This window comes from Xanthobacter wiegelii, from assembly GCF_043193855.2.
In the GTDB taxonomy this organism is placed as follows: domain Bacteria; phylum Pseudomonadota; class Alphaproteobacteria; order Rhizobiales; family Xanthobacteraceae; genus Xanthobacter; species Xanthobacter flavus_A.
The window spans coordinates 5,094,970-5,108,784 of sequence record NZ_CM195529.1 but is presented as its reverse complement, the minus strand read 5'-3'; the positions used below and the strand labels follow the sequence as shown (position 1 = coordinate 5,108,784).

Annotated in this window: 14 protein-coding genes; 7 read left to right on the top strand and 7 right to left on the bottom strand. The window is 69.7% G+C overall.

Annotated features, from left to right (window positions below):
- Positions 1-18 precede the first annotated feature (18 nt).
- The 4 genes from V5F63_RS23895 to V5F63_RS23880 form a co-directional block, all read right to left on the bottom strand.
- Positions 19-615 carry a cob(I)yrinic acid a,c-diamide adenosyltransferase gene (locus V5F63_RS23895; protein ID WP_394102930.1) on the bottom strand — a complete coding sequence of 199 codons (597 nt, stop codon included), beginning with the start codon at positions 613-615 and terminating at the stop codon, positions 19-21.
- 18 nt (positions 616-633) lie between these two features.
- Complete coding sequence (locus V5F63_RS23890) at positions 634-828, bottom strand: twin transmembrane helix small protein (RefSeq protein WP_209486510.1); 195 nt, start codon at positions 826-828, stop codon at positions 634-636.
- Positions 829-847: 19 nt separating this feature from the next.
- Positions 848-1,348 carry a TspO/MBR family protein gene (locus V5F63_RS23885; RefSeq protein ID WP_394102957.1) on the bottom strand — a complete coding sequence of 167 codons (501 nt, stop codon included), beginning with the start codon at positions 1,346-1,348 and terminating at the stop codon, positions 848-850.
- Positions 1,349-1,447: 99 nt separating this feature from the next.
- Positions 1,448-1,894, bottom strand: a complete 447-nt coding sequence (locus V5F63_RS23880; protein WP_394030118.1) for a host attachment protein — start codon at positions 1,892-1,894, stop codon at positions 1,448-1,450.
- A gap of 299 nt (positions 1,895-2,193) precedes the next feature.
- On the opposite strand from V5F63_RS23880, the gene V5F63_RS23875 reads away from it, so the two are divergent.
- A complete protein-coding gene (locus V5F63_RS23875; RefSeq protein ID WP_209486503.1) occupies positions 2,194-2,493 on the top strand; it encodes a hypothetical protein in 300 nt (99 codons plus the stop codon).
- Between the two features lie 61 nt (positions 2,494-2,554).
- On the opposite strand, the gene V5F63_RS23870 is transcribed toward V5F63_RS23875, so the two are convergent.
- The 3 genes from V5F63_RS23870 to V5F63_RS23860 form a co-directional block, all read right to left on the bottom strand.
- The gene (locus V5F63_RS23870) at positions 2,555-4,939 is read right to left on the bottom strand and encodes a Tex family protein (protein ID WP_394102931.1); all 2,385 of its coding nucleotides are present in this window, start codon (positions 4,937-4,939) and stop codon (positions 2,555-2,557) included.
- Positions 4,940-5,051: 112 nt separating this feature from the next.
- Entirely contained in the window at positions 5,052-6,194 is a 1,143-nt protein-coding gene (locus V5F63_RS23865) for a CVNH domain-containing protein (RefSeq protein WP_394102932.1), read from the bottom strand.
- Positions 6,195-6,321: 127 nt separating this feature from the next.
- Positions 6,322-6,996: a CVNH domain-containing protein gene (locus V5F63_RS23860; protein WP_209486497.1), complete on the bottom strand. Its 675-nt coding sequence runs from the start codon at positions 6,994-6,996 to the stop codon at positions 6,322-6,324.
- Positions 6,997-7,147: 151 nt separating this feature from the next.
- Here V5F63_RS23860 and V5F63_RS23855 point away from each other — a divergent pair, with 151 nt between their 5' ends.
- The 6 genes from V5F63_RS23855 (at position 7,148) to V5F63_RS23830 (ending at position 13,783) form a co-directional block, all read left to right on the top strand.
- Complete coding sequence (locus V5F63_RS23855) at positions 7,148-7,768, top strand: ribonuclease D (protein WP_209486495.1); 621 nt, start codon at positions 7,148-7,150, stop codon at positions 7,766-7,768.
- A 177-nt stretch (positions 7,769-7,945) separates the two neighbouring features.
- Positions 7,946-8,851: a hypothetical protein gene (locus V5F63_RS23850; RefSeq protein ID WP_209486493.1), complete on the top strand. Its 906-nt coding sequence runs from the start codon at positions 7,946-7,948 to the stop codon at positions 8,849-8,851.
- Entirely contained in the window at positions 8,848-9,492 is a 645-nt protein-coding gene (locus tag V5F63_RS23845) for an LptA/OstA family protein (protein WP_245327266.1), read from the top strand. The genes V5F63_RS23850 and V5F63_RS23845 overlap by 4 nt, the downstream gene beginning before the upstream one ends.
- 481 nt (positions 9,493-9,973) lie before the next feature.
- Positions 9,974-10,795: an LPS export ABC transporter ATP-binding protein gene (gene lptB, locus V5F63_RS23840; protein ID WP_445329497.1), complete on the top strand. Its 822-nt coding sequence runs from the start codon at positions 9,974-9,976 to the stop codon at positions 10,793-10,795.
- A gap of 37 nt (positions 10,796-10,832) precedes the next feature.
- Entirely contained in the window at positions 10,833-12,398 is a 1,566-nt protein-coding gene (rpoN, locus tag V5F63_RS23835; protein WP_394102933.1) for an RNA polymerase factor sigma-54, read from the top strand.
- A gap of 134 nt (positions 12,399-12,532) precedes the next feature.
- A complete protein-coding gene (locus V5F63_RS23830) occupies positions 12,533-13,783 on the top strand; it encodes a DUF2254 domain-containing protein (RefSeq protein WP_209486489.1) in 1,251 nt (416 codons plus the stop codon).
- The last annotated feature ends 32 nt before the right edge of the window (positions 13,784-13,815 follow it).

The window sequence follows — 13,815 nt, the reverse complement described above, 5'->3', positions numbered from 1 at the left end:
GCAACGGAGCCGGCGGCCTCAGCTCCGGCTTTTGCCGGGCACCCACAGCACGTCCGCCGCGCCGCGCGCATTGGCGTAGCGGGCGGCGACGAACAGGAGGTCGGAGAGCCGGTTCACGTAATGCAGCGCCGGGGCGCCCACCGATCCTTCCCCCACAGTGCCTTCGCCCTGGTGCGACAATGCGACCATGATGCGCTCGGCCCTCCGGCACACGGTACGGGCGAGGTGCAGATGAGCGGACGCTGCGGTGCCGGCCGGCAGCACGAAGGAGGTGAGGGGCGACAGCTCGGCGTTGAGGGTGTCGATGTCGTCCTCCAGCTGCGTCACCTGCGCCGGCACGATGCGCAGGCTTGCGCCCGGCTCCTCGTTGGCGGCGGGCGGCACGCACAGGTCGGCGCCGAGGTCGAACAGATCGTTCTGGATGCGCACCAGCATGCCGTCCAGCAGGGGCTCGCCGGACAAATGGAGGCGGGCGATGCCGAGGGTGGCATTGGTCTCGTCCACCGCGCCATAGGCCTCGACGCGCAGATCGTATTTGGCGACCCGCTTGCCGGTGCCGAGGCCGGTGGTGCCGTCGTCGCCGGTGCGGGTGTAGATCTTGTTCAGCTTGACCATGATCGTCAGCGGCCTCGTTCAGCGTCCCATGGCGAAGATGGTGACCATGACGATGATGATGGCGAGGAACTGGAACAGCACGCGCATCTGCATCAGCTTCTGTGAGCGCTGGGGCGAGCCGCCCGAGGCGAAGTTGAACAGGCCGAGGAAGAGCACACCCGCCACCAGCATCAGCGCCAGCGGGATGAACAGATAGACGGACCAATGCACCATCGTGGGATCCTCCCGGCGCTCAGTTGAGAACGGCGATGCCGGCATTCAGCGTGGAGGCGTAGCACACCCAGAGGAGATAGGGCACCAGCAGCCAGCCGGCGATCCGGTCCAGCGGGAAGGTCGCGCGCACTGTGAGCGCCAGAAGCACCACGAGCCCGATGATGATGACGAGGCCGGCGTGGATCGCCTGCAGACCGAAGAACACTGGCGACCAGAGGAAGTTCAGCGCCAGCTGCGCGAGGAAAAGGCCGATCGCCACGCTGCGGGCGGTGGAGGGGGGCACCTTGTCCCACAGCCGCCAGAGGCTCACCGCCATCATCAGATAGAGCAGCGTCCACACGATGGGGAAGGCGGCGTTGGGTGGTGTCCAGCCCGGCTTCACCAGACCTTCGTACCAGGCGGGAATGGCCGGCGAGGTTACCGCCCCGCCAACCGCGCCCACCGCCAGCATCAGCACGACGCAGCCGAGCAGGCGCAACCGGGACACGGCGCAGGGCGAGAGCGAGCGGGTGGGGGACATGGACATGGGCAATACCTCTCCGCCGCCGGCCGGTCGGCGACTCCACCTTATCCGAACGCCACACGCCGGTGGATCGTTTCGCGCCCCGGCCGGAGGTGCTCAGGTGGCGATGTGGCTGGCGATCTCGTCCACCGGCAGCTTCACCAGATCCTTGGCGATCTCGCCCGCGACCAAAGGCTTCACCCGGGCGGAGAGCGCATCGCGCAGCACGCCCAGCGCCTTGGGCGGGGCGACGAGGAGGATGCGCGCCGGCGCCTCGCCGGCCGCCACCAGCGCATCGAGGCGTGCCGCGACGCGGGCGATGAAGGCGGCTTCCGCCTGGGCGTGAAAGTCCGTGGTCTCCACGGCGCTGCGGGCGACGGTGGCGGATTCATGCACCCGGCCGGGCCGGTCGGTGCCGAGGGCGGCGGTGCTGGGATGGGGCTCGCTGAAGCTCTCCAGCACCGACAGGCGGGGCTGCGGGGCGATGCCGGAATCGGCGAGAAGGACGGCCTTGGCGCCGTCGCACACCACCACGAGGCGGTTCATCCTGTCGGGCTTCGTCATGTCCCTGTCTCCCTGATCGCGCGGCGCCGGAAGCGCCGGCCTGAGCGTCCCTGGGGTCGGTAGCGATGCCTGTGTCTCACATGGGAGGGAACGGCGCTTTGTCCAGAGACAAAACGTTCTGGCGGCATCTGCGACCTTGTGACGACGGGTCAGAGCTTGTCGCACCGGAAGCGGCGTGAGACGCTTTCACAGGGTCTGCGGCTGATGGCGATCGGCGCAGTGATCGGTGCCATGCATACCAACGTAAAGCTGGTGCCGACGATTGCGAGAGCGCCCGGCCCCGCACCGAGGATACCGCAATGCCGTTCCTGGTCCGCTTCCTGCTTCGTCACGCCGCCATCGGGATCGGCGTCGCTGCCGTATTCGTGGCGCTGCTCGTCGCCTTCGACGTGGCGCACCTCGCCAGCCTGTTCGCGCATTCGCCGGATGGGCTGCTGGCTCTCGGTGTGCTCACGGTGGCGCTGGGCATCACCTTCGGCAGCGTGCAGATGGGCTTCGCCGTGATGCTGATGGACGACGAGGACGGCCCGCCGTCCGGTCGCCGCGCCCGCCTGACCCGCCTCGTGCCGAAGCTCGCGCGGGTGACCGCCCGCCGCTGAGGCGTCCTTGGCGATTGAATGAACGCGGCCGGGCCTGACGCCCGGCCGTTTTCGTTGGCGCCTACTGGCCCTTGCGCCGCATGGCCTCGGCCAGCGCCGCGCCGAAAGCACCATTGCCGCCCCTGTCGCCCCCCTTGTCCGCCGGCTTGCCCTGCTGCGGGCGTCGTGCGTCGTTGCCCCGGAAGTCGTTGCCGCGCCCCTCTTGGCGCGGCTGCTCCGGCCGCCCAGCGGCAGGGCGGGAGGCGCCGGCATCGTCCTTGCGCATGGAGAGGGCGATGCGCTTGCGCTTCACGTCCACCTCCACCACGCGCACCTTCACCACGTCGCCCGCCTTCACCACCTCGTGCGGGTCCTTCACGAAGCGGTCGGCCAGCGCCGAGACGTGGACCAGCCCATCCTGATGGACGCCGATGTCCACGAAGGCGCCGAAGGCGGCGACGTTGGTCACCGTGCCTTCGAGGACCATGCCGGGCTTGAGGTCGCTCATCTCGTGGACGCCCTCGGCGAAGGTGGCGGTCTTGAACGCCGGGCGCGGGTCGCGGCCGGGCTTTTCCAGCTCGGTGAGGATGTCCCGCACGGTGGGCAGGCCGAAGCGCTCGTCCACGAAGGCGCGCGGGTCCAGAGCCTTCAGTGCCGCCGTGTCGCCCATGATCTGGCGCACGTCGCGCCCGCAGGCGGCGACGATCTTCTTCGCCACCTCATAGGCTTCGGGATGCACGGCGGACGCATCCAGCGGCTCGGCGCCGTCCGGGATGCGCAGGAAGCCGGCGGCCAGCTCGAAGGTGCGCGGGCCGAGGCGGGAGACTTTCAGCAATTCCTTGCGGGTCTTGAACGCGCCCACCGAATTGCGATGCGCCACGATGGCCTCCGCCAGCGAGGCGCCGAGGCCCGACACGCGGGCGAGCAGGGAGGCGGAGGCGGTATTAAGGTCAACGCCCACCGCGTTCACCGCGTCTTCCACCACCGCGTCGAGGGCCTTGGCGAGGCGGGCCTGGTCCACATCGTGCTGGTATTGGCCGACGCCGATGGCCTTGGGCTCGATCTTCACCAGTTCGGCCAGCGGGTCCTGCAGGCGGCGGGCGATGGAGACGGCGCCGCGGATGGACACGTCGATGTCCGGCATCTCGGCGGCGGCGGTGGCGGAGGCGGAATAGACCGAGGCGCCGGCCTCGCTCACCACCACCTTGATGGGCTTCCTGCCGGCCGCATCCGGCGGCAGCGCGGCGATCGTGTCGGCGGCGAGCTTGTCGGTCTCGCGGCTGGCGGTGCCGTTGCCGATGGCGATCAGCTCCACATTGTGGCGGCGGATGAGATGCGCCAGCTCCGCCATGGCGCCCTGCACGTCGTTGCGCGGCTGGAAGGGATAGACGGTCGACGTGGCAATCAGCTTGCCGGTGCCGTCCACCACCGCCACCTTCACGCCGGTGCGGATGCCGGGGTCGAGCCCCATGGTGGCGCGCGAGCCGGCGGGGGCGGCCAGCAGCAGGTCCTTGAGGTTGCGGGCGAAGACGCGGATGGCCTCCTCCTCCGCCCGCTCGCGCATCTCGCCCATCAGCTCCACGGTGAGGTGCAGCGAGAGCTTCACCCGCCACGCCCAGCGCGCCACGTCCAAAAGGAAGGAATCGGCCGGCGCGCCGTTGGCGAGGGGGATGTCGTAGGCCTCGGCGACGATGCGCTCGGCCGGCTTCACCGGGGTGGTGGCATCCTCGTCCACCACCAAATCGAGGGTCAGCATCTCCTCGTTGCGCCCGCGCAGCATGGCGAGCACGCGGTGGCTGGGGGCGGTGGCCCATTTCTCAGCATGGTCGAAATAGTCGCGGAACTTGGCGCCCGCCTCCTCCTTGCCCTCGGCCACCTTGGCCTTGAGCACGGCATTGGCTTTCAGGTGCCCGCGCAGGCGGCCCACCAGCTCGGCATTCTCGGCGAAGGTTTCCACCAGAATGTCGCGCGCGCCATCCAGCGCCGCCTTGATGTCCGCCACCTGCTCGTTCAGGAACGCCGCCGCGCGGTCGGCCGGGGCGATGGAGCGATCCGCCAGGATCGCCTCGGCCAGCGGCCCGAGGCCCTTCTCGCGGGCGATCTCCGCCTTGGTGCGGCGCTTGGGCTTGTAGGGGAGGTAGAGGTCTTCCAGCTCCGCCTTGGTGGTGGCCGCCTCGATCTTGCCGCGCAGCTCGTCGGAGAGCTTGCCCTGCCCGTCGATGGAGGAGAGCACGGCGGCGCGGCGGCTTTCCAGCTCGCGCAGATAGGACAGGCGCTCTTCCAGCGTGCGCAGCTGGGTGTCGTCGAGGCCGCCCGTCACCTCCTTGCGGTAGCGGGCGATGAAGGGAACGGTGGCGCCTTCGTCGATGAGGGAGACCGCGGCCGTGACCTGCGCCGGGCGGGCATTGATCTCGGTGGCGATGAGGCGGGCGATGGCGTCTGCGTTGCCCTGCGGTGCGGCGGCCATGGGGTCTCATCCTCTCCTGCGGTGACGGGGGCACGCCCATAGCCGAGCAATGGGGCGCTGTCACGTTGGGGCTGGGGAAAGACCCGCGCGGCGGACGACGGGCGGCTGACCGCTAGCGACAGGTTAGCCGCCCGTTGTCGTTGGCGATGTCGCGGCCTGGACTACACCAGGATACGGCGGTGGTGGCCTCCGACCAGCGGCCGTTGCGGTCCTGGCAGGAGGCCTTCAGCCAGCCGGCCACCACGCGGATGTCGCGGCAGCTCGCCATATAGGAGCCGGGCGGCGGGCGGTCGCTGAAGCCGGACGAGCCGGCGCGGGAGCAGCGCAGGTCGCTGTTGTCGTTGTAGATGTCCGCGCCCTGGAGGCACTGGGATAACTGGAGCGGTATCGACGTGCGCCAAGTGCCGCCGCGATCCTGGCACATGGCCCGCAGGAAGCCGCCGCTGACCGTCACGTCCCGGCAGGTGGAGCGGTAGGAACCGTAGGGCGCGGGCGTGGTGTTCCAGCCCGATGCGGAGGACGACACGGCGGACGCGCAGCGCAGGATGCCGTCGTCGTTCACCACCTCGCGGTTGCTGCACCAGGAGAGATAGAGCGAGGAGGAGAGCCAGGCGCCACGGCGGCTGAGGCAGGTGCCGCGCAGGGTGCCGGAGTCCAGCGACACGTCCCGGCAGGTCTCCTGATAGGAGCCGGGCGGGGGATAGTCGCCCGCGTGCTGGGAGGTGAAGGAGCGGCAGGCGAGCCGGCCTTCCACATTGGCGATGTCCGCGCCGAGCGGGCAGCCGGTGAGGGAGAGCCCGGCCTCGCGCCAGTTGCCCCAGCCGTCGCGGCAGGTGGCCGAGAGCCAGCTGCCTTCCAGCTTCAGGTCGCGGCAGGAGGACGTATAGGTGCCGGCCGGCGGGCGCTGGACAACAGGCGGCGGGGCCGGTGGCTGGGGGCGCGGGGGTGGTGACGGGGCGAGGGTGCCGTAGAGCGATCCCGGCGCCGGCATGTCGCGGCAGACGAGCTGGCCGTTGCGATTGGCGATGTCGCCGCCGCAGGAGGGGAAGTCGTCGAGGCGCGAGACCACCCATTCCCCGGCGCGGGTGGCGCAGAAGGCGGCAAGATCCTTCCCCCAGCGCACCTGCACCTGCCGGCAGCTCTCCAGATAGCTACCCTGCGGCACGCCTTGCTGGGCCATGGCCGGGGCGGCGGTGAGGGCGGATGCGAGGATGATCCCGCCGGCAAGACGCTTCAGAGCTGCACGGAAGAACATGCCGGAGCCTCCCCGAATCGGCATCGAAATACCGCGCGAGGCATAACAGAAATCGTCCCGCCTTGCCGCAGCGGCACAAAGAAAAAGGGGCGCCGGAGCGCCCCTTCGTCCTCGTGTCAGATCCCACTCAGAAGCAGGCGAGGTTGCCGTTCTGGTTGGAGATGTCGCGGGAGCGGCCGCAGGCGTTGAGGTTCAGCGCCGTTGGGTTCCAGGAGCCGTTCACCCGCTGGCACTGCGCGCGCAGCATGCCCGCGCCGCCCACCGAGATGTTGCGGCAGGTGCGCATGTAGCTGCCCGGAGGCGGCTGCAGGGACTGCCGGCGCTGGCACCACAGGGTGCCGTCCTGGTTGGAGATGTCGGTCCCCGGCTGGCAGGTCAGGGTGTTCAGCACGGAGGGCTGGAAATTGCCGGCGCGGGTGCGGCAGAAGGCGCTCAGCACGCCGTTGCGGAATTCCACCCGGTTGCAGGTCTGGCGATAGGAGCCGGGCGGACCGAAGCCGGGGTTCGGCATGGGCGGAGGCCCGGGACGCCGCTCGCACCACAGCTGGCCGTTCTGGTTGGAGATGTCGCCCCGGCAGGTGGGGAAGTCGTTCAGCCGCGCCGGCACCCACTGGCCGTTGCGGGTGGCGCAGAAGGCGACAAGGTTGGGGCCGCGGGTCTGCACGTCGCGACAGCTGCGCAGGTAGCTCCCGGGCGGCAGCGGCTGGGCTTCTGCGACGGAGGTGGTGGCAACGGTGGCGGCGGCCGCAAGGCCGAGCGCGACCAGCAGGCCGGCAAGGCCCGCGACAAAGAACGAACGCATCAAGATCCCCCCAAGCTCTCCCGATTTTTAACGGCGCCGCTTCTAGCACGGCCCGAAGCGCGACGCACCGGGGCGTCCGTGCCGCGCTGCGGCATCGACAGGGGGGCGGGCGTTCGTTAAAAGCCGTGCTCGAACAAGGCAAAAGATACAGATGACCATCCGCCTCCACCGCGGCGACCTGCCCGCGGACTTCGTGGCCTCCTCCGTCGTGGCCATCGACACCGAGACCATGGGCCTCGACCCGTTCCGTGACCGGCTGTGCCTCGTCCAGCTCTCCAACGGCGACGGCAGCGCCGATCTGGTGCAGATCCCGCAGGGCGCCGGCCCCGGCAGCGCGCCCAATCTGGTGCGGCTCCTGACCGATCCCAACGTCACCAAGCTGTTCCACTTCGGCCGCTTCGACATCGCCGTGCTCCAGCACACCTTCAAGGTGATGCCCCAGCCGGTGTGGTGCACCAAGATCGCCTCGCGGCTGGTGCGCACCTACACCGACCGCCACGGCCTGAAGGACCTGCTGCGGGAACTCCTCAACGTGGACATCTCCAAGCAGCAGCAGAGCTCGGACTGGGGCGCCGCCGACTTGTCCGACGCCCAGCTCTCCTATGCCGCCTCCGACGTGCTCCACCTGCACGCGGTGAAGGCCAAGCTGGAGGACATGCTGGCGCGCGAGGGGCGCACCGGCCTCGCCGCCGCCTGCTTCGCCTTCCTGCCTGCCCGCGCCGCCCTCGACCTGTCCGGCTGGGCGGAAGAAGACATCTTCGCCCATTCGTGACCGGTCCGCGCACATAAAAGCTTTGCATCCCAGAGGCTTGGGCGCGGCCCTTGCCTCTGGGCGCCATTTCGGACACCTTGGACCCCGCGCGTGGGGCGACGCGCCGGACGCCCGCTTGTGTGGGTGTGCAGCCGCGAACAGGCGCCAGCGGGGCAGGCCCGCCGCCGGAACAGGGCCATGAACCGACACGTGCCGCCACACGATTTCGATGCGCGGGAGGCCGAAGCCTTCGCCCCGCCACCCCCGCCCGACTTCAGGAAGGCGCGGCGGCACAGCACGCGCGTGCGCTGGATCAAGCGGCTGGTGCCGCTCACCATCATCGTGGCGGTCATCGGCATCGGCGCGGTGTCCATCCTCTCGCGACTGAAGCTCTCCATCGACCTGCCGTTCGATATCGGCCACCTCACCTTGTCGGGCTCGCGCCTGACCATGGAGCTGCCCAAGCTCTCCGGCTTCACCGACGACAATCGCGGCTACCGCATCACCGCCCGCACGGCGGTTCAGGACCTGACCCGTCCGGACGTGATCGAGCTTGCCGACATCGAGGCGCGGCTGGAACTGGCCGACAAGGGCTGGGCCAGCGTCAACGCCAGGACCGGCAGCTTCGACACCAAGAAGCAGTTCATCACGCTGGGCGATGGCGTGGACCTCGCCATGAACGGCGGCTACGGCGGCAAGCTGGAAGACGCCCAGGTGGACATCAAGGCCGGCACCATCGCCACCGCCAAGCCGGTGGTCTTCACCTATCTCGACGGCAAGCTGGTGGCCGACCGGCTGGACGTGACCGATCGCGGCGCGCGGGCCCTGTTCCAGGGCCATGTGCAGCTCGACTTCCGCCTGAACAACCTGCCCGGCCAGAAGCCGGACGGAGCGGCGGCCACGCCCGGCGCCGCCTCTCCCCCTGCTGGCGCCACGGCGCATTCGGCTGGCTCCCCGGCCCGCGCCGCCGAAGCGACGCCCGTCGCCCCGGCCGCCGGTGGCGCTTTCTCCGTACCCCACGCCGACGCGCCTTCCGCGCCGTCCGCCGCGCCGGCGCTGGCGCCGGCTCCCCTTCCTCCGCGACGTCCGGTTCCTGCTCCATGATGCGTCTTGCGACGGCCGTTTCCGGCCGCCTTCCGGTTTCAATACTCGTTCTGGGGCTGGCGGCCGTTCTCGTCACCGGCCCGGCGTTGGCGCAGGCGCCCAGCTCCAATGTTCCCAACGCGCTGCAGGGGTTCGCCCGCAACCGCGACCAGCCGGTCCGCATCAACGCCGACGGGCTGGAGGTGCGGGACAAGGACAAGGTGGCGGTCTTCTCCGGCAACGTGCTGGTGACCCAGGGCGACACCACGCTGCGCTCCAAGGACCTGCTCGTCTATTACGAGGGCTCGGTGGACGGACAGGCTGGCGGCACCCCGCAGGCCGGCACCGATCCGGCCCAGAAGGGCCAGATCAAGAAGCTGGAGGCCACCGGCGGCGTGGTGGTGAAGACCAAGGAGCAGACGGCCACCGGCGACAGCGGCGTCTTCGACATGAAGACCAACACCGTCACCATGGTGGGCAAGCCCGTGGTGCTGACCCAGGGTCCGAACGTCATCCGTGGCCAGAGGCTGGTGGTGGACCTGGTGAGCGGTGTGTCCAAGTTCGAGGGTGGCCGGGTGGAGAGCCTCATCGTCCCCGGCAGCCTGAAGGACGCGGAGAAACCCAACGCCCCGCAGGGTGGGCAACAGCCGCCCAAGCGCTGAGCGTGCGGGGCGGGCACCCTTGGGCCGCCCCCCGCCATCTGTCACGTGCGTGTCAAGTAAAATCATTTCTCTTTAGTTTCAATTGACTAATCGCATTTCCGCGAGTCTCCCCGACTCTTGCCCTTGAATGCGGCCCGCCTCTTGCATGGAGGCGTTGCATCCCCGGCTGGGACGTTCTAAACCTTCCATTCTGGGGGCCGGGTTTCCGGAGGTCGCGTTGAACGTCCTGTCCATGTTCGGCAAGTCGAAATCGGGGGATGCGAAGCCGGGCGGAAAGTCCGGCTCCGGTCGCGCCCGCGACGATCGGGACGCACGCGGATTTGAGCCGCGCGATCTGGACGATGCCGCTTTCGAGGCCGACACCCGGGGCTCTCGCGCCCGGAATGCCGACGCCGGAAATGCCCCCGCCTGGGAAGATGATCCGCGCGCCGGCGCCGGCCATGACGATCGCGCCGAGCCGGACGACCGCCACCGGGCCTACATGCCGCCGGACCCCGCCTTTGGCGCCTATGGCGACGGGGACGAGGACTATCCCGCATCCTATCCCGGCGACGGGGGGGACGCGCTGCCCTTCAATTCCACCGGGGCGCTGGCCGCCTTCGGCCTCGCCAAGTCCTATGGCGGGCGCAAGGTGGTGAAGGACGTGAGCATGAACGTCCGCCGGGGCGAGGCCGTGGGACTGCTCGGCCCCAACGGCGCCGGCAAGACCACCTGCTTCTACATGGTGACGGGCCTCGTGAAGGCCGACGCCGGCCGCATCGAGCTGGACGGCCACGACATCACGCCTTTGCCCATGTACCGCCGCGCCCGCCTCGGCGTCGGCTACCTCCCGCAGGAAGCCTCTATTTTCCGGGGCCTGTCGGTGGAGGACAACATCATGGGCGTCCTCCAGGTGACCGAGCCCAGCCGGGCACGCCGCCGCGAGGAGACCGAGGCGCTGCTCGAAGAGTTCAAGATCACCCACGTGCGCAAGTCGCCCTCCATCGCCTTGTCGGGCGGCGAGCGGCGGCGCCTCGAGATCGCCCGCGCCCTCGCCACCAAGCCGGCCTTCATGCTGCTGGACGAGCCCTTCGCCGGCATCGACCCCATCGCGGTGGGCGACATCCAGGCGCTGGTGCGCCACCTCACCTCGCGCGGCATCGGGGTGCTCATCACCGACCACAATGTGCGCGAGACGCTCGGCCTCATCGACCGCGCCTACATCATCCATTCCGGCGCGGTGCTGATGGAGGGCGATCCGGAAGCCATCGTCTCCAGCCCCGACGTGCGGCGGCTCTATCTGGGCGAGGAGTTCCGCCTGTGAGCATCGCGCCCGCCATCGAGATCGCGGGGGCCGCCTCATGGCGATGAGCCCCAAGCTGGAGTTCCGGCAGAGCCAGTCTCTGGTGATGACGCCGCAGCTGATGCAGGCCATCAAGCTGCTGCAGCTCTCCAACATGGAGCTGGTGGCTTACGTCGAGGCCGAGCTGGAGCGCAATCCGCTGCTGGAGCGCATCACCGAGGGCGAAACGAGCGGGTCCGATCCGCAGCCGGAGGTGCGGGAGACCCGCGGCGAGGAGATGGCCCGCGGCGGCCTCGACGGCGAGCCGCCCCCCGCCAGCGACTGGACCGGCCAGGACAACGAGCAGAGCCGGGCCGCCATGGAGACCCGCCTCGACACCGACCTCGGCAACGTCTTCCCCGATGACGCCCCCGCCGACCGTGGCGTCTCCGGCGGCGGCTCCACCGCCTCCAGCCCCTCCATGGGCGAGTGGAGCGGCGGCGGCGAGCGGGGCGACGATTACAATCCGGAAGCCTTCCTCACCGCCGAGACCACGCTGGCCGACCATCTGGAAGCGCAGCTCTCCGTCGCGGTGAACGACCCCGCCCGCAAGCTGATCGGCATCAACGTCATCGGGCTCATCGACGAGACCGGATATTTCACCGGCGACCTCGACCTCCTCGCCGGGCAGTTCGGCGTGCCGCGCGCCGAGGTGGAAGCGGTGCTGAAGCTCATCCAGACCTTCGAGCCCTCCGGCGTCGGCGCCCGCAACCTCGCCGAATGCCTCGCCATCCAGCTGCGCGACCGCGACCGCTTCGACCCCGCCATGCAGGCGCTGGTCGCCAATCTCGAACTCCTCGCCCGCCACGACCGCAACGCGCTGAAGCGCATCTGCGGCGTGGACAACGAGGACCTCGCGGACATGATCGGCGAGATCCGCCGGCTCGATCCCAAGCCGGGGCTGGCGTTCGGCTCGGGCGTCGTCCATCCACTGGTGCCGGATGTCTATGTGCGCCCCGGCGCCGACGGCACCTGGATCGTGGAACTGAATTCCGAGACCCTGCCGCGGGTGCTGGTGAACCAGAGCTACCACGCCACCGTGGTCAAGCACGCCAAGTCGCAGGAAGAGAAGAGCTTCCTCGCCGACTGCCTGCAGAGCGCGAGCTGGCTCACCCGCTCGCTGGACCAGCGCGCCCGCACCATCCTGAAGGTGGCGAGCGAGATCGTGCGCCAGCAGGACGCCTTCCTGCTGCACGGCGTGCGCTACCTGCGGCCGTTGAACCTGCGCACGGTGGCGGATGCCATCGGCATGCACGAATCCACCGTCTCGCGCGTGACCTCCAACAAATACATCTCGACCCCGCGCGGCGTGGTGGAGATGAAATTCTTCTTCTCCTCCGCCATCTCCGCCTCGGGCGGCGGCGAGGCGCATTCGGCGGAATCGGTGCGCCACCGCATCAAGATTCTGATCGAGGCCGAGGCGCCGGAGGACGTGCTCTCCGACGACACGCTGGTGCAGAAGCTGAAGGACGAGGGCATCGACATCGCCCGCCGCACCGTTGCCAAGTACCGGGAGGGCATGAACATCCCGTCCTCGGTCCAGCGCCGCCGCGAAAAGATGGCGCTGCGCAGCCAGGCGAGCTGACCGGAGCCATCACGGCCTCGTGATCGGCCGCGTGCAACCGGACGCCTTCAGCCAAGCTTCCCGTCCCGAGTGGAGCGGGGCGACGTGCCGTCGGCACGGCCGGACCCGCGTGACGCCCTCAGCCCGGAGCCAGCATGATTCCCCCGATCCTGAGCGAGCGCGTGCGGTTCCAGCTCAAGCGCCTTGCCCATCGGTTGTGGTTCTGGCCCTCGGCCTACAGCCTTGCCGCCGTCGCGGTGGTCCTTGTGGCGGCTGCCCTGCCATCGGGCTATGCCCTGCCCGATTACCTCACCTTCGCCTCGGACAGTCTTGCGCCCGTGCTCACCGTGATGGCGTCCAGCATGCTGGCGGTGGTCACGTTCAGCCTGTCGGCCATCGTCTCGGTCCTCGCGGCGGCGGCGCAGGCTGCGACGCCGCGCGCGACCTCGCTCCTCATCGAGGACGCGGCGCTCCAGCGCACGCTCAGCGTTTTCGTGGGCGCCTTCCTGTTTTCCATCGTGGCGCTGGTGGGCGGCGTGGGCGGTGTCTATTCGGATGCCGGCCGGCTGCTGCTCTTCGCCGCGACGGTGGTCCTCATCGCCGTCGTCGTGGGAACGCTCCTGCGCTGGATCGACCGGGTGTCGCGCCTTGGGCGCATGGGCGAGATCATCGACCGGACCGAGCAGGCCACCGCAGCGGCGCTGAAGGATTTCGCGCGCCGGCCCGGACTTGGCGCGACCGTCCGCGATGGGCCTCCGCCGGCCGGCTATCCGGTCTTTGCCTCCGCCATCGGATACGTGCAGCACATGGATGTGGGGCAGCTTTCGGCGGCTCTGCCCGAGGGCGTCAGGTGCCACCTGGCCGTGCGGCCGGGCGCCTTCGTCGATCCGGTCCGTCCGCTGGCCATCTTCGATGCGCCGCCCGACGATGCGCTGGCAGATGCCCTGCGGCAGGCGGTCACCATCGGTGACGTGCGCAGCTTCGAGCAGGATCCGCGGTTCGGAATGGTGGTGCTGGCGGAGATCGCGTCGAAGGCCCTGTCGCCCGGCGTCAACGACCCCGGCACTGCGATCGACGTGAGCGGCACCCTCACCCGCCTTCTCTGGGGCTGGCGTGCGGACCGCAACCTGCCCGTCCAGAATGCCGCGGCCAACGTGACCATCGCCGCGCTGTCCATGGACGACATGCTGGAGGACGCCTTCCGGCCCATTGCCCGCGATGGGGCCGGGCAGGTGGAGGTGGGGCTGAGGCTCGTGGCCGCCCTCCGCTCGCTGGCCCAGATCGACGACCCCGGCCTGGCCGCCGCCGCCCGCGCGCGCCTCGCCGACGTGCTGAACCGGGCGGAGGCCGTTCTGCTGCCGGTGGACGCCGATGCCCTGAAGCGGGCCGCCGCAACTCCCGTCTGAGCCTGCGAACGCGTGGGCCGCCCGCGCTCGGC